This is a genomic window from Roseisalinus antarcticus, assembly GCF_900172355.1.
GTDB classification, from domain to species: Bacteria; Pseudomonadota; Alphaproteobacteria; order Rhodobacterales; family Rhodobacteraceae; genus Oceanicola; species Oceanicola antarcticus_A.
Window position 1 is genome coordinate 1 of sequence record NZ_FWFZ01000035.1, and the last position, 22574, is coordinate 22574.

The 22574-nt window shown below is 62.0% G+C and carries 21 protein-coding genes and 1 pseudogene; 8 read left to right on the top strand and 14 right to left on the bottom strand.

What is annotated here, in order from left to right; genetic code table 11:
- Positions 1-222 precede the first annotated feature (222 nt).
- Together ROA7023_RS19435 and ROA7023_RS19440 are read left to right on the top strand one after the other, a co-directional pair.
- A complete protein-coding gene (locus ROA7023_RS19435) occupies positions 223-1110 on the top strand; it encodes a sulfotransferase domain-containing protein (RefSeq protein ID WP_159458602.1) in 888 nt (295 codons plus the stop codon).
- Between the two features lie 167 nt (positions 1111-1277).
- Positions 1278-1985, top strand: coding sequence for a recombinase family protein (locus tag ROA7023_RS19440; protein ID WP_085880668.1), 708 nt, complete (start codon positions 1278-1280; stop codon positions 1983-1985).
- Between the two features lie 361 nt (positions 1986-2346).
- Here ROA7023_RS19440 and ROA7023_RS19445 read toward each other — a convergent pair whose 3' ends face one another.
- The 13 genes from ROA7023_RS19445 to ROA7023_RS19505 all read right to left on the bottom strand — a co-directional run bounded on the left by ROA7023_RS19445 (position 2347) and on the right by ROA7023_RS19505 (position 15862).
- On the bottom strand, positions 2347-3462 hold the full coding sequence (locus ROA7023_RS19445) for an aldo/keto reductase (RefSeq protein ID WP_085880669.1): 1116 nt from the start codon (positions 3460-3462) through the stop codon (positions 2347-2349).
- A complete protein-coding gene (locus ROA7023_RS19450) occupies positions 3387-4133 on the bottom strand; it encodes an SDR family NAD(P)-dependent oxidoreductase (RefSeq protein ID WP_085880670.1) in 747 nt (248 codons plus the stop codon). Before ROA7023_RS19450 ends, ROA7023_RS19445 begins: the two co-directional genes overlap by 76 nt.
- Positions 4130-5182: an ABC transporter ATP-binding protein gene (locus ROA7023_RS19455; protein ID WP_085880671.1), complete on the bottom strand. Its 1053-nt coding sequence runs from the start codon at positions 5180-5182 to the stop codon at positions 4130-4132. Before ROA7023_RS19455 ends, ROA7023_RS19450 begins: the two co-directional genes overlap by 4 nt.
- On the bottom strand, positions 5179-6300 hold the full coding sequence (locus tag ROA7023_RS19460; protein WP_200812559.1) for an ABC transporter ATP-binding protein: 1122 nt from the start codon (positions 6298-6300) through the stop codon (positions 5179-5181). The genes ROA7023_RS19455 and ROA7023_RS19460 overlap by 4 nt, the downstream gene beginning before the upstream one ends.
- Complete coding sequence (locus ROA7023_RS19465) at positions 6192-7073, bottom strand: ABC transporter permease (protein ID WP_085880673.1); 882 nt, start codon at positions 7071-7073, stop codon at positions 6192-6194. Before ROA7023_RS19465 ends, ROA7023_RS19460 begins: the two co-directional genes overlap by 109 nt.
- Positions 7070-8074 (bottom strand): ABC transporter permease, encoded by a 1005-nt coding sequence (locus ROA7023_RS19470; protein WP_085880674.1) that lies wholly within the window; start codon positions 8072-8074, stop codon positions 7070-7072. The genes ROA7023_RS19465 and ROA7023_RS19470 overlap by 4 nt, the downstream gene beginning before the upstream one ends.
- 72 nt (positions 8075-8146) lie before the next feature.
- A complete protein-coding gene (locus ROA7023_RS19475; RefSeq protein WP_085880675.1) occupies positions 8147-9925 on the bottom strand; it encodes an ABC transporter substrate-binding protein in 1779 nt (592 codons plus the stop codon).
- 68 nt (positions 9926-9993) lie between these two features.
- A complete protein-coding gene (locus tag ROA7023_RS19480) occupies positions 9994-11178 on the bottom strand; it encodes an enolase C-terminal domain-like protein (protein ID WP_085880676.1) in 1185 nt (394 codons plus the stop codon).
- 54 nt (positions 11179-11232) lie between these two features.
- Positions 11233-12120, bottom strand: coding sequence for an amidohydrolase family protein (locus ROA7023_RS19485; RefSeq protein ID WP_085880677.1), 888 nt, complete (start codon positions 12118-12120; stop codon positions 11233-11235).
- Positions 12113-12427 (bottom strand): L-rhamnose mutarotase, encoded by a 315-nt coding sequence (locus ROA7023_RS19490; RefSeq protein ID WP_085880678.1) that lies wholly within the window; start codon positions 12425-12427, stop codon positions 12113-12115. The genes ROA7023_RS19485 and ROA7023_RS19490 overlap by 8 nt, the downstream gene beginning before the upstream one ends.
- Before the next feature lie 230 nt (positions 12428-12657).
- Positions 12658-13542: an IclR family transcriptional regulator gene (locus ROA7023_RS19495; RefSeq protein ID WP_085880679.1), complete on the bottom strand. Its 885-nt coding sequence runs from the start codon at positions 13540-13542 to the stop codon at positions 12658-12660.
- Positions 13543-13697: 155 nt separating this feature from the next.
- Positions 13698-14894 carry a mandelate racemase/muconate lactonizing enzyme family protein gene (locus ROA7023_RS19500; RefSeq protein ID WP_159458604.1) on the bottom strand — a complete coding sequence of 399 codons (1197 nt, stop codon included), beginning with the start codon at positions 14892-14894 and terminating at the stop codon, positions 13698-13700.
- Positions 14891-15862, bottom strand: coding sequence for a dihydrodipicolinate synthase family protein (locus ROA7023_RS19505; RefSeq protein WP_085880681.1), 972 nt, complete (start codon positions 15860-15862; stop codon positions 14891-14893). Before ROA7023_RS19505 ends, ROA7023_RS19500 begins: the two co-directional genes overlap by 4 nt.
- A 226-nt stretch (positions 15863-16088) precedes the next feature.
- On the opposite strand from ROA7023_RS19505, the gene ROA7023_RS19510 reads away from it, so the two are divergent.
- Positions 16089-17260 (top strand): IS3 family transposase gene (locus tag ROA7023_RS19510; protein ID WP_234992351.1). Its coding sequence is split into 2 segments (ribosomal slippage): positions 16089-16347 and positions 16347-17260, totalling 1173 coding nucleotides; the frame shifts between segments, so codons are not numbered across the junction.
- Positions 17261-17358: 98 nt separating this feature from the next.
- A pseudogene (locus tag ROA7023_RS25310) lies at positions 17359-17609 on the top strand (IS6 family transposase); the annotation flags it as partial.
- A gap of 411 nt (positions 17610-18020) precedes the next feature.
- On the opposite strand, the gene ROA7023_RS24085 reads toward ROA7023_RS25310, so the two are convergent.
- A complete protein-coding gene (locus ROA7023_RS24085) occupies positions 18021-18986 on the bottom strand; it encodes a YgjP-like metallopeptidase domain-containing protein (RefSeq protein WP_200812560.1) in 966 nt (321 codons plus the stop codon).
- 8 nt (positions 18987-18994) lie between these two features.
- Between ROA7023_RS24085 and ROA7023_RS25315 the strand changes: the two genes are divergently transcribed.
- The 4 genes from ROA7023_RS25315 (at position 18995) to ugpE (ending at position 22568) form a co-directional block, all read left to right on the top strand.
- Complete coding sequence (locus ROA7023_RS25315) at positions 18995-19261, top strand: universal stress protein (protein WP_306372508.1); 267 nt, start codon at positions 18995-18997, stop codon at positions 19259-19261.
- 188 nt (positions 19262-19449) lie between these two features.
- Positions 19450-20760, top strand: a complete 1311-nt coding sequence (gene ugpB / locus ROA7023_RS19530; protein WP_085880683.1) for a sn-glycerol-3-phosphate ABC transporter substrate-binding protein UgpB — start codon at positions 19450-19452, stop codon at positions 20758-20760.
- A 78-nt stretch (positions 20761-20838) separates the two neighbouring features.
- Positions 20839-21723, top strand: a complete 885-nt coding sequence (ugpA, locus tag ROA7023_RS19535) for a sn-glycerol-3-phosphate ABC transporter permease UgpA (RefSeq protein ID WP_085880684.1) — start codon at positions 20839-20841, stop codon at positions 21721-21723.
- Positions 21723-22568, top strand: coding sequence for a sn-glycerol-3-phosphate ABC transporter permease UgpE (gene ugpE, locus ROA7023_RS19540; protein ID WP_085880685.1), 846 nt, complete (start codon positions 21723-21725; stop codon positions 22566-22568). The genes ugpA and ugpE overlap by 1 nt, the downstream gene beginning before the upstream one ends.
- The last annotated feature ends 6 nt before the right edge of the window (positions 22569-22574 follow it).

Below are 22574 nucleotides of genomic sequence, written 5' to 3' on the forward strand. Positions count from 1 at the left end.
TCAAAGAACCTTGCAGCCTACGGCCGATGGCATGCCGCCCGAAGCAACGCGGACCGATCCTACCTTCATGCGCTCAGGCTGCTGCTCGCTTCAGGCCCTCGCGCCAACACGGTTTGCTGACACCGCCCTATCGTAGATGTCCAGCGTTCGGCCCATTTTTTGTTGCGTTTAGGCTTTATCCAGCTTCTCCTGACTAAAGCGAATTTGCAGGAAATGACAGATATGACTGACCGTAAGCTCTACCTTGGTCCATTAACTGACAGCAGACGTTGGGATATGGTCAATATTCGCCCCGACGATGTGTTCGTTGTCACGCCTCCGAAATGCGGAACCACTTGGATGCAAACTATCGTGGCCCTGCTGCTCTCTGGCGATCCAGAGGTCGATACGGAATTATCCGTCAAAATGCCTTGGGTCGATATTCGCATCCGCGAGATGCCAGAGGTGGCTAAACGACTCGACGCAATGACCCACAGGCGAAGCATGAAAAGCCATACGCCGATGGACGGGCTGCCGTTGGATGATCAGGCACAATACCTTTGCGTGTTTCGCCATCCGCTTGATGCGCATTTCTCGTATCGTAAACATGTGCGTAACATCCCAATGTCTTTGTTCGATTCATTTTATCCAGAAGACGATATAGATGGCATCACATTCCGCCGCTTTTTGGACGGTGGAGCAGAAGGGTTTGATGGCGATGCTATGCCGCTTGCTCATATCATCCAGCATTACAGAGCCGCTGTTGCACTCGCGGACCGACCCAATGTGTCGCTGTTTCACTACGCAGATATGACCCGTGATTTGCCGGGCACCTTTACCAAACTGTCCGACTTGCTGAACATATCGCATCCTTCTCACGTTTTGGATCAACTGGTTCAGGCGGCTACGTTCAACAATATGAAAGCCAATGCCGAACGTTATGCTCCGTCCGGGGGTAAGGGGTTCATGAAGTCAGACACCGAGTTTTTCCACAGCGGCACAAGCGGCAAATGGGATGGCAAACTGACGGACAAGGAGGTGGAGGCATACTCAGTTATGATGGACGCACATCTGACATCTGAGGAACGAGCTTGGCTGGAGTATGGAGTAAAAGGGCTCTCGCACGATTAGGTCCCGCGCATGGCAAGAGTTCTGCCCTGCAGCGAACGGCGGCTCCGTCCGCATAGCCGCCGTCGTACCGTAGCCGTTCAGCGAATGAACTTCCTGCTACGAGATTGCGGCCGGAACGATGTACACATCTGCGCAACGAACGTTTGGCAGGTGTGGACGGAGGGCCAATGGCGGGCAGCGGGCAGAGGTTTGTGGCCTACGAGCGGGTCTCGACGGCGCGGCAGGGTGCGAGCGGGCTGGGGCTCGAAGCGCAGCGCCAGACCATCGAGACGTTTGCCAAACAGCGTGGCGCGGTGGTCCTGGATCGGTTCACCGAGGTCGAGAGCGGCAAGGTCGCTGACCGGCCGGAACTGACCAAGGCGCTGCATCTGGCCAAGGTCACCGGCGCCACACTGGTCATCGCCAAGCTGGACCGGCTGTCGCACAACGCCGCCTTCCTTCTCACCCTGCAGGGCAGCGGTGTCCGGTTCCTCGCCTGCGACATGCCGGAGGCCAATGATTTGACGGTCGGCATCATGGCGCTGGTGGCGCAACAGGAGCGCGAGGCGATCTCGCGGCGGACCAGGGAGGCACTGGCGGTGGCGAAAGCGCGCGGCGTGAAGCTGGGCAACCCAAACGGGGCAGCGGCGCTCCAGAGGGCCGGAAAAGGCGGTGCGGCGCTTCGCACGAGGGTTGCGGATAATGCGAACCGGTTTGCCGCCGATCTTGCTGAGGTCCTCGCAGATATCCGGGCAGGGGGCGCGACCAGTCTCCGGGCCATCGCCGCCGAACTGACCATGCGCGGCATCCAGACCCGGCGCGGAGGCACGTGGCGGGTATCCAATGTGCGCAACTTGATTGGCAGAGTGGACGTGGTCGCTTCGAAACGGTCGTGACAGACCGCCTTCGGTCATACGGAGCGGCGTTGAAAGCCCTCGGTCGCGGCGATGACCGTGAGATGGGGCGATGACTGAGCAACCGGGCCGAGAATTCCTGCCATTCCGACGACGCGAGCGGGCGATGCTGGCGTTCGGCAGATGCGATGTCTGTAGAAGTTCGCATCGATCCATGCCTTCGTCCACAACCAATTCAACCACAAGCGCCCGCATTCCGCCCTTGGCGGCAGGCCACCCGCCGTGGTCTATTGGCTGAGAAAAGACGAAACCAAACCCGATCAGCAGGAGCGGAGAGTAGCTTAGAAAGCGCCAGATTCTGTCCAAGGATTGGGGAGTAGCTCAAAGGTCGTTCAAAGCGGCATCAGTCCGGGGCTGGAACGTTCTTCGATAGCAAACCAGCAGACTTGAGATCGGCCCAGAGCGCGGGGGGGACGGGTTTCGCGCCGGAGGCGAGGTTCGATCGCATCTCGTCGGGATGGGCGCTCCCGTAGATCACCGACACGACGGCGGGATGACCGAGTGGAAACCGCATTGCAGCCGATGGCAGTGGCACCGCGTGATCGTCGCAGATTTCTTTGATGCGGCGGGTCTTTTCCTGAATTTCGGCATCAGCGGGCTGATACATATACCGCGCCTCCGGCCCCGGTCCGGTCACGAGGATGCCGGAGGCGAAAGGCGTGGCGATGACAACCGACACACCTCTGGCGGCAAACCGGTCGAGTGCTGCGAGGCCGGTCTGGTCGAGCAGGGTATAGGCCATTGCGACGATCAAGAAATCGAGGTCTACCATGTCGGGGATGTCGTCGAGCGACTCGACCCGGTTCAGGCCCATGCCGATAGCCTTAATCTCACCGGATCGCTTCAACTCTTCGAGCGCCTTGATCCCGGATGTCGACATATCCGTCATCCGCGACTGCCAGTGCGGTTCGTGCGCGAACCGGTCGGGATCGTGGATCAGCAAGGCGTCGACGGTGTCGATGCCCATTCGCATCAGGCTTTGTTCATAGGACCGCATGACGCCGTCATAGGTGTAGTCGAAGTCGAAATCGAACCGCAGCCCGCCGAGCCATTTCGACATATCCACCTTTGCAGGGTCGGCGGGTCGGCGAAAGACGCGGCCGACCTTGGTGGTCAGCACGAAATCGTCGCGCGGCTTGTCGATCAGGAAATCGCCGACGCGATGCTCGCTCAGGCCGCGGCCATACCAGGGGGCGGCGTCGAAATACCGCACGCCGCCGTCCCAGGCCGCCTGCATTGTGGCGCGTGCGATGTCGCCATCGACATGGTGGCGCTGGCCACCGAAATGAGCGGCTCCAAGACCGAATTTCGGGAGTTTCAGCGTCGTGCGCCCAACCGTTCGGCCCGTGGTATCCGCTGCGTTCATCCGAGGGGGCTGCCCGGTCAATATGTGGCCCGCCCGCCGGAAAGATCGAAGACTGAGGCCGTCGTAAAGCTGTTTTCCTGACTGACGAGCCATGACACCATGCCGGCGATCTCCTCGACCTCGGCAAAACGGCCGCGCGGGATCTTGGAGAGCATATAGTCGATGAATTCAGGTTTCAGTTCATCCAGAATGGCTGTCTTGGCAGTGGCGGGGGTGATCGCGTTGACCGCGATGTCATACTCGGCAAGTTCTTTGCCGACTGCCTTGGTCATGCCGATGACGCCTGCCTTGGCCGCGGCATAGGCCGAGGCGTTGGGGTTGCCCTCCTTGCCGGCGACGGAGGCGATGTTGACGATCCGGCCATAGTTCTGCGCCTTCATGTGCGGGATCACGGCGCGGTTGACGAGGAACGTGCCGGTCAGGTCGATGTCGATGACCCGGCGCCATTCGTCGATCTCGTAGTCGTCGAGAGGGGCGTTCTTGCCCGCGATCCCGGCGGAATTCACCAATATGTCGAGCCTGCCGTTTAGGGCCGCGACTGCCTCCGTCGCGCGGGCGACGGTATCCCAGTCGACCACGTCGACTGTCTGGGCGGTCGCAGCACCATTCAGGTCCGCAAGGGCCACCTCGAGTTGTGCGGCATCGCGGTCCCACAGGCTGACGGTGGCGCCCGAAGCGATAAACCGCCGCGCGACGCACAGCCCGATGCCCTGCGCCCCGCCGGTGACGACCGCGACGCGGCCTTTCAGGTCGATTGCGTTCATGATCCTTGTTCCCTCCTGGGTGATGGCCGCGTTTCAATGGTCGAGGCCCTAACTGCGTCCGGCGGGCGAAAGACGCTTGCGATGTCGGGCGCCGGCAGGACCGGCGCCTCCCCGAACAGAAAACAGCGCGCGAACCGGTCTGCGTCGAGCATCGCGCGAGGCGGTGCCTTGGTGCGGCAGACGTCCATCACTTTCGGGCAGCGCGGGGCGAAATTGCAGCCGCGGCTGGTGAAGTCGGTCGCCTCGGCGAGGGTGATGTCCAGCGCGCCCCATTTTTGCGAAAGGTCTGGCAGCGGGATCGAGGATACCAGCAGTTGCGTATAAGGGTGTTGGGGGTCGCCTATTACGTTTTCGACCGATCCGGCTTCGGTTACGTCGCCCTTGTAGAGGACGAGAATGTTGTCGCAGATCTGAAATGCTGTGGTCAGATCGTGGGTGATGTAGATGATAGAGATGCCCAGGTCGCGGTTGAGGGTGCGCAATTCGTCCAGAATCGTCGCCCGCAATGAGGCATCGACCATCGACACCGGCTCGTCCGCGACGATGATCCGCGGCCGCAGAAGGACGGCGCGCGCCACCATGACGCGTTGCCTTTGCCCGCCGCTCAATTCGTGCGGATAGCGCCCCAGCGTATCGGCGGCCCGCAGGCCAACGCGCGACAGGGCATCCTCGATCATCGCCGCCTCCTCGCGCCGTGACGACGCGAGCTTGTAGCGACGCAGCGGCGTTTCGAGGACGTGATCGACCCGGTAGAACGGATTGAAGACGTCGAATGGATCCTGAAACACCGGCTGCACCTCGCGCCGGAAAAGCTGTTTTTCGGACCGGGTCATCTGGGTCAGATCGCGGCCACGATAGATCACCTGACCGGCACTCGGCTGGATGAACCCCAGCAGGATACGGGCGAGCGTGGTCTTGCCGCTACCACTCTCACCGGCGACGGCGGTCATCGACGCGGTGTCTTCGCGCAGCGACAGCGAAAAATCATCGAGCGCAGTGAAGCCGCCGAAAGTCTTGCGAACGCCCCTGAGTTCAATCAGCGCGGTCATGCGGTGTCCTCCGAGGCGGTGATCGGCGGCAAACTGTCGTGCTGCGGATAGAGGTGACAGGCGGCTACGTGATACGACGCGACCGTCTGCTGTTCCGGCGTCTCGGCCCTGCAACGGTCGAACGCAAAGGGACAGCGGGCGGCGAAACGACAGCCTTCGGGCAGATTGACGAGGCGGGGCGGCAGTCCGGGGATACCGCGCAACGCCTTGCGTTCGCGGATGCCCGGCAGGCTGTCGATCAGCAGACGGGTGTAGGGGTGCCGCGGCGTCTCGATAATCTGCTGCACGGGACCAAGCTCGACGACGCGGCCCGCATACATGACGCCGACGGTGTCCGAAAACTGCGCGATAAGCCCCATGTCGTGGCCGATTAGCACGACGGCGGCCCCCAGTCCGTCCTGCAATCTGCCGAGCGTCTGGATGATCTGGCGTTGCACCACCACGTCGAGAGCACTTGTCGGCTCGTCTGCGATGATGACCTTCGGGGCGAGCGAGGTGGCAATCGCCATCACCGCGCGCTGTTTCATTCCGCCGCTGAGTTCGTGGGGGAACCGCCGCGCGACCGATGGATCTAGCCCGACATTCGCGAGGCCCTCGACGATCCGGGTCCGTATCGCCTTGCGGTTCAGGTCGCGCCGATGCGCGAGGATGGCATCGGCGATCTGGTCGCCGACGCGCATGACCGGGTTGAGCGAGCTCATCGCGCCCTGCGGTACGAGGGCGATGTCGCGCAGCCGGGTCTGGCGTAGCTCGGCATCGGTCAGCTTCAGCAGATCACGGTCGGCCAGCAGCACCTCGCCCCCGGCGATGCGCGCGGGCGGGCGCGACAGCCGCATAAGCGCCATGGCGACGGTCGTCTTGCCCGACCCGGATTCGCCGATCAGACCCAGACGTTCGCCCGCGCGCAGCGAAAAAGACACCCTGTCGACGGCCTTGGCCGGGCCTTCGCGGGTGTCGTAATGCACCTCGAGATCGCGGACATCCAGCACGCGTGTTTTGTCACCGTCATTCATGCCCGGATCAGCCTTGGGTTCGCGAACCGGTCGAACCCAATCGAGGTGAGAAACAGCCCGAGCGATATCAGCGCGATGACGATGATCGGCGGCAACCACCACCACCACATGCCCCGCAGCAGGGCCGAGGATTGCTGCGACCAATAGATCGTGTTGCCCAGCGTCATTTCCTGCGGCGCGCCAAGGCCCAGTGCTTCGAGGCCGATCACCGCGAGGATGGCGGTGGCGACGGTGGCCACGAAACTGGCGATGATGAACGGCAGCAGGTTCGGCATGATCTCGCGGAACAGGATCTCGAGGCTGCTCTCGCCGTTCACCCGCGCCACTTCGATGTAGGAGCGTTCGCGGATGGTGAGGACCTGCGCGCGCACCGTCCTGGTCGAAACCATCCAGGCGAGGGACGCGACAACAAGGGCCATGATTTCGACGGTCATCTGTTCGATGTTGCCGGCGATAATGACCAGAATGGCGATGGCGGGTATCGTCATCATCGCGTCGGCCACGATCCGGATGACGGCGTCGGCCCAGCCCCTGAAATTGCCCGCGATCAGGCCCAGAATCGTGCCGAACCCGACGCCGAGAGCGCCCGCTATCAGGCCGATCTTCAACGTGTTGGGCGTCGCCAGGATCAGCAGCGTCAGCATGTCGCGGCCCTGCGCATCGGTCCCGAGCCAGAATTCCGCGGACGGCGACTGGCGTGGCAGCACCGACCCCACGAGAGCGTCTCGCGGTTCGATGAACAGCGGACCCAGAAGGCAGAACAGCATGATAAGTCCGAGGATCGACAGCCCCCAGATGAGCGCGGGCGCGATGCGGCCCTCGGACCACGACCGCCGCAAGCCGGAAAACGCGCGGCGGGGTGAAGGAGCGGCGGTCATCGTCGGATCCTCGGGTCGAGCAGGGGGTAAATCAGGTCGATGATGAACAGCAAGACGGCCAGCGTCAGGATCAGGATCAGGACGACGCCCTGCACGAGGAAATAGTCCTGACCGCGCACCGCGTTGTATAGAAGAGCGCCAAGACCGGGATAGTTGAAGATCACCTCGACAAGCACCGCGCCCGACACCACATGGCCAAGCGATAGAGCGAGGGCCGTCACCTGCGGCAGCATGGCGTTGCGCATTCCGTAGCGCAGGAATATTCGCCGCGGCGCAAGGCCCTTGGCCTCGGCGAAAGTGATGTAATCCTCGCCCAGGACCGACACGGTCTGGCTGCGCATCCCCAGCGCCCAAATGCCGACACTGCCCAGCACGATGGCAAGGCCCGGCAACATGCCGTGGTGGACGATGTTGACGAAACTCGGCCAGTCCCATTCCATGATTAGGGTCGGGCTGGCGCCGCCACCGGGCGGAAATATCCGCCACAAGACAGCGAAAAGGTAGATCAGGATCATTGCCAGCAGGTAGAAAGGGATGGTCGACAGCACCAGAAGGGTCGGCACGATGGTGCGGATGATCCTCCCGCTGCGCGGCCACGCCAATAGCGCGCCGAGAACCGACCCCAGTGTGAAGGCGATGAGGGTGGCCGTCGCCAGCAGCCCGACCGACCATGGCAGGGCCTGCCGGATCATCTGCGACACCGGCTGCGGATAGGATGACAGGGACACGCCCATGTCGAACCGGAACAGGTCGCGCCAATAGTTGAGATACTGGGTCATCATCGGCTTATCGAGGCCGTATTTCTCACGAAAATTGTCTATGATTGCCTGACTGTCCATCTCTTGAGACCCACCGGCCGATTGCAGCCGCGCGATAAGGCTCTCGATCGGATCGCCGGGCAGCAGGCGGGGGATGAAGAAATTGACGCTGACGGCGATGAACACCACGACCAGAAACTGAATGAAGCGCATTCCGATGTAGCGTGCGAGTTCACTGGACATAGGGTGGATCGCCTGACTTGTCTGGAAATGGCGCGGCGACCGGGGGCCGCCGCGCGCGGGGTCTGGTGGCGATTATTGCGCCGGTTGCAGACCGTGGATGATCAGATTGAAGCTGTCGAACGGTGGGTAGGGCGCTGCGTAGGGATCTTCTGCAGACGGCCACCCGGTCCAGTAGGTCTGGTTGAAGGTGATGACGTGCAATTCCTCGAGCAGGTTAATCTCGGGCATGTCGGCCATCACCATTTCGAGGGCCGCGACCGCATCCTTCATGTAGTCCGATTCAGGGTCGGTCGACGGCTCGATCGCCAGCATCCGGTCGATGATCGCATCGTATTCCGGATTGTTGTAGCGAGTTCCGGCGGGCAGATACGGCACCGGTTCGCCCTCGGGGCGGCCAAACTTGGAATGGTAGTGCTGAAGCGTGTCGAGTGGTTCGGAGATGCTGCCGCAATGCACGAAGATCATCGAATCGAACGTGCCGTTCAGCATGTCAGTCCGCCAGCTGTCGTCGAACGCGCCTTCGCGCGCCTGAAAACCGGCATCGCGCAGTTGCTGGGCCATCGGCGCCAGCAGCGGCTGAATGAACTCGGGTGCCCGCAACAGGATATCGAGCGGTTCGCCGTCCTTCGACCAGACGCCGCCGTCGTCGCGGGTGTAGCCCGCCGCCGCCATCCTTTCATCGACCAGATCCTGAGACTGGTTGTCGATGTTCATCGCGTCCAGCGAGGCCTGAAGCATGCCATCCGGTTGTAGCCAGACATCGGTCATGTAGCCCGAAAACGCCATCTCGGCAGGCGGCATCCCGCCCTCATAGGCAATAAGAGACAGCATATCGCGGCTGAAAGCGTGGTTGATGGCCCAATGCAGGTCGGGGTCGTTCCACGGCTCGCGCCCATTGTTGAACTGCAAGGTATAGGTGCAGGCATCCGGCGCGCCCCATGCGGGACCGTCGGCGTTCCAGCTGCGCAGGTTGGGGTTGAGCGCGCTTGCTGCCTCGAACGTGCCTTTCTGGATCTGGCGCCCGGCGTCGACCTGATCGGCGATCAACATCTGGCCCATCGAATCGTCACCCGAATGCGGTGTCAGGATGATACGTTCCGGCCCCGGCAGATCCTCGAACCCGGTCGCAGCCCCCCACCAGTCGTCGCGGCGGTCAAAGATCATCTGGTTGGGGCCGGTCCTCACCAGTGCGTAGGCACCGGTGCCCATCGGCAGGCCGCGTTCGGGGTCGTAGTTGATGAAATCGGCCAGATCCTCGCCCTCCCAGATGTGGCGGGGCAGGATCGGATAGAGGTCGTCGTGCGACAGCGCGATCTCGTTGGCGACGAACCGGGGTGCGGGTTTGGTAAAAGTGATGACCACGGTCAGCGGATCGGGCGCCTCGACGGTGTCGATCCATTCTGCGTGGACCGCCGATCCCTGAATTTCCGGGCCCGCGTCGCGTAGCGCCTCGAGGGTGAATTTCACATCCTCCGAGGTGAACGGCATTCCGTCCGACCAGGTGACGCCGTCGCGCAGGTTGATCGTGGCCTGCATGAAATCGGCCGAATTCTCATAGCTGAGCGCCTGCCATGGCACGAGTTCGCCGGTATTCATATTGGTGTAAAACAGCGCCTCGTTGTAAGTCATATGGCCGATATTGCGTTCTTGGTCGACCGAAATCAGGTAGGGATTGAAGTTCTCGATGTTCGAGAATGACCCGGTCCTGTCGCCCCAGGGCGTCATGACGAGCGTGCGTTCACGCGGCACTTGTGCGACGTCCTGCGCAAGCGCTGTCGTGCCCAGCAATGCGGCGGCCATGGTCATGAGACCATAGGTGCGCAACCGGCTAAGTGTGTTGTCCTTCGGCATTTGGTGTCCTCCTCCAAGATGTGGTGTCTTTGGTGATCCGCCGGGACTCTCCTCCCCCGGCAGTCGTATCAGATCGTAATCTTGTCGAGCGTGTCGGGCGTGAAACCGTGGCCGAAACCGGGGGCATCGCTGGGGACGCAGTACCCGTCCTGCGGCACCGCCATGCCGGGGTATCCGGTGATGTTCTCCAGCGGCAGGCCGGGCGCGCCGCCGACGAAGTATTCGCCCCAGCGCATGTTGGGGTGCGCATAGGTCAGGTGCTGGCCGTAAGGCGAGTTCATCCCGGCATGAAGGATAACCTCGAGACCCGCCGCGTCCGCCATGTCGGCGATCCGGCGGCAGGCGGTCAGGCCGCCCGCCCAGTGGATGTCGGGCTGAAAGATGTCGAACACCCGGTCCCTGGCCCCGGCGAAGAAGGCATGGGGCGTATACCAGTGCTCGCCACCGGTCAGCGTCATCCACGGCAGGCGCTCGCGCAGCGCCTTGTGGGCGGGCAGGTCTTCGGGGATCAGACAATCCTCGATCCACTTGAGGTCGTAGGGGCGCAGCCGTTCGGCCAGCCGTACCGCGAATTCGACGTCGAAGGCCATCCAGCAATCGAGCATCAGCTCGACGTCGGGGCCGATCAGCTCGCGGGTCTTGGCGACCAGTTCTTCGTTGCCGCGCAGCCCGTCGCGCCCGTCCGCCGCTCCGTAGGGGCAGGCCAGTTTGGTGCCGGTAAATCCAAGTTCCATGTGCCAGTCGGTGTCGTTGCCGGTGGCGTAGCAATACTGACGTTCGCGCGCCGGTCCGCCCGCCAGCTCATAGACCGGCATATTGAGAACGCGCCCTTTCAGATCCCACAGGGCAAGGTCGATTGCGCTGATCGCATAGGACGCAAGTCCTGCGGGCGAATAGGGCGAAGAAATTCGCATCATCATGTCGAACAGGCGGTCTGTCGCCATCGGGTTTTCGCCCAGCAACAGCGGGCCGAGATGGTCGTTGACGAGGCTGGTCGTCGCGGGGCCGAACACGCTCGTCCCGAACCCCCACGACCCGTCGTTCGCAGTCACCAGCACACCGACTGCATCGAATTTGCCGCGCCAGCTTTCGCGCAACGCACGGTATCGGGGATAGCGCGACATCGGGTTTGCCACCTCGGCAGCCACCTGCCAGGGCGCGCGGCGCGCTGTGCCATTGTCGCCCCCTTCGGTCCATCCCGAACGGATGGTCAGGTTCTCGATGGGAAACGCTTCGATTTTGCTGATCTTCATGCCGGAGGCGTCCTGTTTTTGCGGTGCAGGGGGCGGAGTGTCGTCACTGGGCGATCATAGCCGGTAGACCTCGCGCGCCGTCCCATGAAACAGGCGGTCGCGTTCGGTGGATGTCATGGCGGCGGTGATGTCGTCGAATGCCTGCCAGATGCGGGCGTATCCCGCGTGCTGCCCGTCGACCGGAAAGTTCGAGGCGAACATCGACCTGTCGGGCCCGAAAGCGTCGAGCACCTCGTAGACGATGGGGCGGATCGCTTCCGTGGTCCAGCCCGCATCGCGCATCCCCAAACCGCTGATCTTGATCGTGACGTTTGGATTTGCCGCCAGCAGGCGTAGCCCGGCCTTCCATGTGGCCCAGCCCTCGGGCGTCCGGTCTGACCAGAGCCCTGCGTGGTTCACAACGATCGGGGTCTGTGGACAGGTGGCCGACACTTTCGCGCCACGCACCATCTGGTGCCCGAGAATCTGCATGTCGAACGACAGGTCGCGCTGGCCCAGAATGCGCAGGCCGTCCTCGAACCCGTCGGCGTTCAGTATATCGCGGGTGGCCAGCGCGAATGCCGGATTGGGGTGGATGTTCGCCACCTGTCTGATGCCGCGAAACGACGGATGCGCGGCAAGGCCATCGAGAATCGGCTCGAAGCCGTTCGACAGCAGATCGGCGTGGCCAACTAGACCGATGGGGAAAGGTGCGGTTGCGGCGATTGCCGAGACCGTTGCCGCCTCGCGCAGCGGATCGTCCGGCAGCGCCTCGACATGCACGACGCCGACGATGTTCGGCCCGCCCGCCGCATCGGCAATAAGGTCGTCCAGCAAATAGTCGGTGCCGAAAGGCTCTCCCGGCATCCGGTCAGCGAACCGAGAATAGATCCCGGTCGACAGGTTCACGAGGTGAAGGTGCGGGTCGATGATCGACAGGGCGCGGAGGGAGGTTTCAGTCAATGTGGAACACCTCCTCTACAGTCTCGGAGACCGGGCGGTTGTCAGGATGGGTTTGCATGTGCGGCGCCATCCATTCGTGCCAGCGCAGCCGGATGTCGTCGCGCGGTCGTACGGGGCGGGGCGGCCCCTCGTGCTCATAATAGGCGAAAAGCGTCAGGCCGTAGCGAAAAATTGAATAGTTGCGAATCCCATCGGCGCGGATCGCCTCGGCCAGTTCCGGCCAGATGTCGTCGTGCTTGCGCCGGTAAGCCTCTTCATGTCCGGATTTTAGGTGCATGACCCATGAAACGCGGGTGAGATCAGCCATCAACACTCCGCATTGATACGTCGGAGATGTCGGGCGACACTTCGATATCCGGCATTCCCAACTCCTCCTCTATAACAGCCAAAATTCTAGATTTTTCAGTGGGTCGAAGCACGCAATTAAGAATTTCTACCTGACGTTAGACGCAGTGCTGAAACCGGTCAATAAGTTTGAACTTTAGTTTACATATGTGAACCTCCGATTTGGAAACTCGGTGACGACCGGACCAACGGTTAGGGTCGCCCCGACCAGTGCAAGACGTAGCGACCCGAGCCGATGAGCAGATCAATCGCCGCTTTCGCCATTTCTTGCTGCGTCAGTTCGGCCAGCATCCTGTCGACAGTGGTCACGCCGCACCGCCTGCTCAGTGCCAGCGAGGCTGCGCACAGTTGACTGAGGATATCTACCATACCTACCTGGTCCGCGCGCGAGGTCGGGACGCTGACGCTCATCGCGGAACTTGCCGCGCCGTCGCCGTCGAAAACCGGCACCGAGAGGCAGAATACGCCGGGTGTATACTCTTCGTTGTCGATGGCGAAGCCGCGTACCCGGCTTATCGCGAGTTCTTCGATGAGGGCATCGACCGTCGGCATCGTGTTGGCGGTGTAACATTCGAGCGCGCCGGTGCCGAAGCGCGCCTTCACCTCGGCATCCGGCAAGTGCGCAAGCAGCGCCTTGCCGACGCCGGTTGCGTGTGCAGACAGGCGGCGGCCCACGTCCGAGATCAGCCGCAGGGGATGGGTGCTGTCGACCTTCGCGAGGTAGACGTTTTCGGTTCCGACGAGGGTTGCGAGCTGGGCCGTTTCGTTCACTTTGGCGACGATGGATTCCAGCACCGCTCGCGCCTCGCGAACCATGGAATGGTTGCGCTGGTAGGCCTGCCCGGTCTCCCACGACCGCAGCCCCAACACGTAGGTCCGGGAAATCGGGCGAAGTTCGGCGTAGCCGCGGGTGACCAACACGTCGAGCAGGCCGTGCAGGCTACTCTTGGGGATGTGCAGGTCTTTGGATAACACTTTAAATGTGACGCCGTTGGGCTGGCCGCCGATGTATTCAAGCAGATCGAGGATCCGTTCGGCGGATTTGACCGACCGCGTGCCAGCGTCGTATGTCGTCATACCTAGGCCTCCGATCCTTAGTATTGTTTTCCGCACACTTGACGCAAACCCGGCCCCTGAAACGTCGATGCCGGTTTTTTTGGATTGTCAGGACACGAAACCTCCGGACCAAGATCAAGGGGCCGCGAGAGGCAGCCCCGGTTCCGCCACAGCGGTCAATAGAACGAATCGCGCGTGCCCCTTGGCTGTGCCGACCAGTCGGTGATCCAATCCTCCTTGACCTCGATGCCAAAGCCCGGTGCGTCCGACACCTCGAGAAACCCGGATTTCGGCACTGCGGAGCCGGGGACGAGATCCGCGTATTCGAGCGGCACCCCGACATCCGAAGAAATGTGGTATTCGCCCAGCGGGCAATTCACCAGTGCGGCAACGGCGTGTTGTCCATAGGGCGTGTTCATGCCCGCATGCGGCACGCACTTGATGCCGTGCGCCTCGGCAAGAGCGTTTATCTTGACCAGTTCACTCAGGCCGCCGCACCACTGGATATCGGGTTGCACGATATCGACGGACCCGTCGCGCAGCATGTCGAGGAACGGATAGCGGGTATGATGGTCCTCGCCGGTTGCGATCGCCATGGCAGGCACAGCCCGCTTAATCGCCGCGAGGCCGCGGATATTCTCGGGGATCAGCGGTTCTTCCATCCAGCGAAAGTTGTAGCGTTTCAGAAGTTCTGCGACCCGGACCGCGAATTCGGTGTCGAAGGCCATCACCGGGTTCAGCATCAGATCGATCCTCGGCCCGACCAGTTCGCGCGCCGCCGCCACCTGATCCTCGAGGATATGCAGCCCGTCGAGGCCCTGGTTCCAGTGGATCTGATTGGGCAGCTTGATTGAGGTGAATCCAAGCTCGAGCGCCCACTCGACGTCATTGGTCGTTGCATAGAGCGGAATTTTCGTGCGGCTCGGCCCGCCGAGCAGGCGGCAGACGGGCTGGTCCAGAAGTTTGCCCTTGAGGTCCCAAAGCGCGAGGTCGATGCCGCTGATCGCGACGGCAGCATGGCCGAACGTACCGTAGCGGCGCGACGCCTCCCACATCAGACCGTTGAGAAATTCGGTCGCCATCGCGTCGCGCCCGACGAGCAGTTCGGCGTATTCCGACTTAACCAATTCGGCCACCGGCGCGCCGAAGCTGCACCGGCCCAGTCCGAAAGTCCCATCTTCCACCGTGACCTTTACCCAGACCTCGCGGCCCCGAAACCCCGGCGTCTTGCCCGGAAGGGTCGGGGGATAATCCTCGAACCGGTTCATCGGCAGGCCGCGCGGCAGGTAATTGTGCCAGTTGTCCTTGGTACCTTTCGGTGCCGTGCGTTTTGCGAAGACAACGTTGACGGGCCTGACATCGGTGATCTTCATCGGGATGCGTCTCCTAGGTTCAGAAGCGGGCGGAGGGCGGCACCCATCCGGTCGTGTCGCGCGGCGGTGCGCACGAAGAGGGCCACCAGTTCGTCCAGATACCGTGCTTCCGGCACGACGGCGGGAGGCCGAAGGCCCGCCTGTTCGATCAGGCCGGCCCGCAGAAAGAGCTGTTTTTGCAAAAGAGCATACCATTCGTTGCCATCGACCGCCGTAAGCAGCGGCAACAGATGTTCGAACAGCGCGGTGGCGGCGGTGCGGTCGGTGGCGTGCAGGTCCTGCACCGCCCCGAAGACATCGATATAGGCCGGGCCGACCATTGTGCCGATGGCGCCCGCGTCCAGTTCCCCCAGAAACCGACGCCCGCCGGCACCACCATACAGGACGGTACGTCCGTCGTCCGGCAAACGCTGCAACAGGTCTGCCATCTTCAGCGGCGGTATCGGATCCTCGACCTTGATCGCGTTCGGTTTTGACAGGGCCGCTGTTAATGCGACCAACGTGTCGGGGGCCATCGCGATACCAGAGGCACGCGGTGCGTCCTGAATGACGACGGGAAGCGACGATTCCGCCTCGAGCGTGCCGAAATATTCGACTAGGTGAGCGCGGTTGCCGCCGCTGGATTTCGGCGGCATCGCCATGATCGCGGTCGCCCCCGCGCCGGCCGCGGCCTTCGCGAGTTCGACCGAACAGATTAGAGCTTCATGGTCGACCCCGGCCAGCAGAAGCGGCGTGGAGTTGACCTGTGCGATCCGTTCCACGATCTCGCGGCGCTCACGGTCGAGCAGTTTGTACCCTTCGCTCGCCAACCCGTGCACCGCAAGACCGGACGCCCCTTGTTCGATCGCAAGCTCGGCAGTTCGGGCCATGCCGTTCAGGTCGACTGACCAGTCTTGGCGAAAGGGCGTCATCAACATGGCGACGGCGCCGGGCGGAAAGATATCAAAGTTTCTAGGGGTGCTGTGCATGTCGGGCGGTGCTCTTCGACTGATGGAAGGGGTCGATAGTCCAAGTCTGTGAACTAGGTAACACCCTTGTGAACATCCGTAAACATTCTGGACGGTTGGGGGCTTTGGGCTTCTAGAGATGCCGCTAGATCTGTAGGCGCTTTGCCCCTAGCCTTGAGGCAAGGCGGCCGACTGGAGTTCCCCCGGTTTCGTGGACACATTTTGGCTTTCATAGGAAGGTGTCCACATGCCGAGAACGAGGACCCCGTACCCTGCGGACTTCAGGGATCAGATCATCGCACTGGCGCGCGCGGGGCGCAGCGTCGAGAGTCTTGCGCGGGAGTTTGAGCCTTGTGCCGCGACGATCGCGGGTTGGATCAGACAAGCCGGGATTGATGGCGGTGCGAGGGATGACAGCCCGACGAGCCTGGAGCGCGAGGAACTGGCCCGCCTGCGCAAGGAGAACCGGCAGTTGCGGATGGAGCGCGATATCCTCTCAAAGGCCGCGGCCTGGTTTGCACGGGACGAGCTAGGCTCGTCGAGGTCTTCGAGTTCATGACCGCGAACCAGGCCGTTTTCCCGGTGCAGATTATGGCGCGGGTCATGGGCGTGTCGCGCAGCGGTTTCTATGCGTGGTGCCGCCGCCCACCGTCCGATCGTGCCGTAGCCGATACGGTTCTGACCGGGCGGATCGCCAAGATCCACAGCGCGTCGAAGAAGACCTATGGCTCACCAAGGATCCACGCAGAGCTGGCTGATGATGGCATCAGCGTCAGTCGCAAGCGGGTCGAAAGGCTCATGAAAGCGGCGGCCTTGGCGGGCGTCAGTCGCCGCAAGGGAACGCGTACTACGATCCGGGATGATCGGGTTCGTCCTGCCAAGGACCTGGTCGACCGGAATTTCTGGGCCGCCGGACCGAACCAACTCTGGGTCGCAGACATCACATACGTTCCGACTTGGGCGGGCTTCATCTACCTGTCCGTCGTACTCGATGCCTTCTCCCGGCGGATCGTCGGCTGGGCCATGGGACATGACCTGAAGGCCCAGCTCGTCATCGACGCGATGAACATGGCGATCGGCCAGCGAAGGCCGCAGGAAGTCATCCACCATAGCGACCAGGGATCCCAATATACGTCCGTGGCGTTCGGCCTCCGATGCAAAGAGGCCGGCGTCCGCCCGTCGATGGGGTCCGTCGGCGACGCCTACGACAACGCGATGTGCGAAAGCTTCTTCGCCACGCTTGAATGCGAGCTGCTCGACAGACAAAAGTTCGCCACCAAGGCCGCCGCCCGCATGGCCGTCTTCGAGTTCATCGAAGGATGGTATAACCCCAGCCGCAGGCATTCCGCCCTCGGCTACAAGTCCCCCATCACGTTCGAAAGGAGCGCGCAGAAACAGCTACAATCCACTACCGGTTAACTGTCCACGGAACCGGGGGAACTCCAGACATTGGGACGAGCGGTCTTGCCAGAGGAGCTGGGCTTGAGGCGAGCTTGGTAGATTCTTGGCCTTCGCTCATGATGAAAACAGTCCCCTTCAAGGGCTTTCAAAGCAGCCCCGAGATCATCCGACTAGAGGTCATGATGTATATTCGATTTCCACTTTCACTGCGCGACGTCAAGGACCTGCTCTGGACCAGGTCGGGATCGATGTCAGCCAAGAGACAGTGCGCTGCTGGTGGAACCGGTTCGGACCGCTAGTCGCTGCAGAGATCCGCAAAGGCCGACTTGAAGGCATGGGGTCGGCGAAGCGGTGGTGGCGCCACCTGTGGTGGGCCGTCGACACGAAGGTCTGTGCGGGTTGGATCTCAGTCGCGTTTGCACCGGATGGGATTCGAATGCGGAAGTGGAGTTAACGAAATCACTATGTTATGTGCCGGAGAAGGTTGTCTTTCAGGCCCATTCCCTCCGCCACTTGCCCCCGCGAAATCATTCTCCCCGTTCGGCTGCCGCCGAATTTTTCCGTGTTTTCAAAGGGGTTTGTGGGAAAAGCTGAGCACTGGCCCTGGCGCCACTGGGCCCTGAAGTGGTCTCTCGGGGCCGGTATTCTCCGGACCTCATGACTGCGCCGATTTGGTGAATTTCTTATAAGCCCTTGTAAGAGAGCAAGAAAATACAGCCTTCGAAATTGCTTGGATTGGAGTCGCGTTTGCGTCTGCCGCGACCGGGTTCGGAAATTCTCATGCCATCGCCCGTTCCAACCTCTGCTTCCGACGCTCCCAATCGGGCATCACCTTGTCGAGTAGCTCGAAGAATGCGGCGCCGTGATGTGGCTCAGCCACATGGCAAAGCTCGTGGGTAACCTCGCGGTCGATCTTGCTCTGCTTGATGATGCCGAGCGGGAAATCACCCGTGGGGCTCTTGGTGTAGACGATGTCGCCCGGCAGGACGCGATTGTAGTGATCGGTGTTCGCTGCCGAGAACGACCGCCCAAGATGCTCGACCTGGTTCACCAGCCCCTTGTGGACCGAGACCGAATAGACTTCCTCAGCCCCGGTCGATTTCGATCCGTGTTCGTGGAGAACATCGCTCAGCGGGACCTCCCGCCACTCGCCCGTGAAGCCGGGCAACCTAACCTTGCCGGTGAACAGATGGGTCCGGAACCAGACGCGGCGGCGAATGTTCAGCGCGCGGAGGGCGGTGATCTTTTCGAGCGCCTGGTCCCAAGTCCGCAGGATCTCGGCGATCTTGCGCTGCTCGGGGAGCGGGGGAAGCGGTATCTCAAACTTCTCAACGTCGGCTAGGTTGAGACCTGGCTGTGCACCGCCTTTTTGGAACCTATAGACCGCTTCCTGTCCGATTGCCGATCGAAGGACCTGCTCGACATAGCCAGGAATAGCCTTCGTTGAATCGACGGCAATCCGAGCGGTGGTCTGCGTAATGTTCGCGCCATCAAGCCAAGCGGGAACCACCGCGACCGTTCCGGTGTTCGCGCCGACAATCGTCAACACAAGATCACCGGGCTTGAGTTTCGAACGCTTGTAGGGTGCGTCAATTTCTGGCGTCACGCGCATGAAGCCATCAATGTCGCGCCAACCTGCTGAGTAGTCGCGGCCCCTTACCAAGATCACTCCGTCAGCAACGAACTCGCCGGGCTGGACAATGCCGTAGGTAATTTTTCGGCCCTTTTGGACCAATTTCGCCAAAGCGACGCTTGGGAAACTCTGGGGCCTTTCACGCATCAACGCCGAGCTCCTTCAGATACGGCAAGAAGCACCTGATCGATGCGGGATTCGCCGATGCGCGCGCCTTCGTCAAGGCCGGCCCCACCTCGCGCACCATCGTCAAGTTCGCCAAGGAACACGATCACGATCTGATCGTGATCGGCAGCCGCGGCATGGGCTCGATGGAGGGGTATCTTCTGGGCAGTGTCGCGCTCAAGGTCACGGGTCTGTCGGAAGTGCCTGTTCTGGTGGTCTGATCCTGCCCGCGCCTGCGCCGCCGCAGGCGCGGGGCGCGGGCGCGTCGGTTCCCGGTACCGACAGGGCGTCATCAATTCTTCATTTGCATAAATGTCGCCGAAATGACTTTTGGCAGGAGAGAAGGGCCTTGGCAGCCGTGGCTGTCATGGGTCCATTCTCATCCCATCAAAGGTTCGGAGAAGACGCGATGAAACGCAGACACACCCTCACGGCGATAACCGGCGCGCTCACCCTGATCGGGTCCGCCGCGACCGCACAGACCGAGATCCAGCTCTGGCATGGCCTCGGCGGGGCTCTGGGCGAAAAGGTCGGAGAGATCGCCGAAGGCTTCAATGCCTCTCAGGATGATTACACCGTCGTGCCGACCTACAAGGGCACCTATACCGAGAACATGACCGCCGCCATCGCGGCCTTCCGCGCCGGCGAGCAGCCGCATGTCGTGCAGGTCTTCGAGGTCGGCACCGCCACGATGATGGCCGCAGAGGGTGCCATCAGGCGCGTTCAGGGCGTGATGGAACAGGCCGATATCGACTGGAACAACGACGCCTACCTCCCGGCGGTGAAGTCCTACTACACGACCACCGACGGCGACATGCTGTCCCTGCCGTTCAACTCGTCCACCCCGGTGATGTGGTACAATCGCGATCTGCTGGACGCGGCGGGCGTCGAGGATGTGCCGCAGACATGGGACGAGATGTTCGCGGCCGCCGACAAGCTGCAGGAAAACGGCCATGACTGCGCCTTTTCCTTCGGCTGGCAGTCCTGGGTGATGATCGAGAACTACCTCGCATGGCACGACCAGCCCATCGGCACACAGCAGAACGGGTTTGCCGGGCTCGATACCGAATTGGTGTTCGACGAAAGCGAGGATCTGACCACACTGCTGCAGCGCATCGCCGACAGCCAGGAAAACGGCACGTTCGAATATGGTGGGCGCCGTGGCGACAGCCTGCCGCTGTTCACCACGGGCGAATGCGCGATGTGGATGAATTCCTCGGCCTATTATGCCGGGATCAGCGAGCAGGCCGATTTCGAGTTCGGTCAGGCGATGCTGCCGCTCAACTCCGACGTGGCGGACGCGCCTCAGAACTCGATCATCGGCGGGGCCACGCTCTGGGTGCTCGAAGGCCATGACGAGGCCGAATATCAGGGTGTCGCGGAATTCTTCAACTATCTTAGTTCGCCCGAGGTGCAGGCCGACTGGCACCAGTCCACCGGCTATGTGCCGATCACCACCGCCGCCTACGAACTGAGCCAGGAGCAGGGCTTCTACGAGGAAAGCCCCGGCACCGATACCGCGATCAAGCAACTGTCGCTCAACGAGCCGACGGAAAACTCGCGCGGGCTGCGTTTCGGCAATTACGTGCAGGTGCGCGACGTCATCAATGAAGAGCTGGAGGGTGTGTGGTCGGGCAACAAGACTGCGGAAGAGGCTCTGGCCGCCGCAGCCGAGCGCGGCAACGCGCTGCTGCGTGATTTCGAGGCCGCCAACAACTGATCCGCTGACGCTTGAAGACGCCGGTCCGGACCTCTGCGGGCCGGCGTGCCCGTTCCTGCACTCGTCGAGGCCCCGCCCGTGCGCACCAAGACCGTCACTTTCCGGCATAAATGGCTGCCTTATGCGCTGATCGCGCCGCAGATCGTGATCACGCTGATCTTCTTCATCTGGCCCGCCAGCCAGGCGCTTTATCAATCGGTTCTGCGTCAGGATGCCTTCGGGCTGCGGACCGACTTCGTGGGTATGGCCAATTTCGTGCGGCTCTTTGCCGACGACAATTACATCAACAGCTTCGTCACCACGATCAGCTTCAGCGCCATGGTCGCGGGCTTTTCCATGGGAATAGCGCTGATCATGGCGATCATGGCCGACCGGGTGATCCGCCGCGCGATGGTCTACCGCACGCTGCTGATCTGGCCCTATGCCGTGGCGCCCGCCGTGGCGGGGGTTCTGTGGTGGTTCCTGTTCAACCCCACCATCGGCATCGCGGCCTACGCCCTCGACGGTCTGGGCTATGACTGGAACCATTACCGCGATGGCGGCGACGCGATGACGCTGATCGTCGTGGCCTCGACATGGCGGCAGGTCAGCTACAACTTCCTGTTCTTCCTCGCCGGGCTTCAGGCGATCCCGCGCTCGCTGACAGAGGCGGCGGCGATCGACGGCGCGGGGCCCGTGAAACGCTTCGTCACCATACAGCTGCCCCTGCTGTCGCCGACGGTGTTCTTCCTGATCGTGGTCAACGTGGTCTACGCGTTTTTCGAGACCTTCGGCGTGGTGCATGCCACCACCAGCGGCGGTCCGGGACAGGCGACCAACATCCTTGTCTACAAGGTCTGGCGCGACGCGTTCGAAGGGCTCAACCTCGGCTCGTCGGCGGCACAATCGGTGATCCTGATGGTCCTCGTGATCGCCCTGACGGCGATCCAGTTCCGCTATATCGAGCGCAAGGTCGAATACTGATGGTCGAACGACGCCCCTTTCTGACCTTCATCCAGCACGCGGTGCTGATCCTCGGCGCGGCGATGTTCGTGTTTCCGATCTATCTGGCCTTCGTGGCCTCGACCCACACCGCCGCAGAGGTCAGCGGCGGCGTGCCGCTGCTGCCGGGGGCCGAGATGATCCGGAACTATTCGCTGGTCCTCGGCGAGGGGATCTCGGCGGCCGGCGCGCCGCCCCTGTGGATCATGCTGATGAACTCCACGATCATGGCGCTGTCGATCACCATCGGCAAGATCGTCATATCGCTGCTGTCGGCCTTCGCGGTGGTGTATTTCAAGTTTCCCTTCCGCATGCTGGCCTTCTGGACGATCTTCGTCACGCTGATGCTGCCGGTGGAGGTGCGAATCCTGCCCACCTTCGAGGTCGTGGCACAGCTTGGCATGCTCAACTCCTATGCCGGGCTGTCGATCCCGTTGATCGCCTCGGCGACCGCGACCTTCCTGTTCCGGCAGTTCTTCATGACGGTGCCCGATCAGTTGACCGAAGCCGCGCGTATCGACGGCGCCGGGCCGATGAAATTCTTCCGCGACATCCTGCTGCCGCTGTCGCGCACCAACCTCGCGGCGCTGTTCGTGATCCTCTTCATCTATGGCTGGAACCAGTATCTCTGGCCGCTGCTGGTGACCACGGATGAGAGCTATTACACCATCGTCATGGGCATTCAGCGCATGGCCAATGCCGGCGAGGAAACCCCGCAATGGCACCTGATCATGGCCACCGCGATCCTTGCACTGCTACCGCCGGTCGTGGTGATCCTCGCCATGCAGCGGCTTTTCGTGCGCGGCCTTGTCGAAGTGGAGAAATGACCCCCG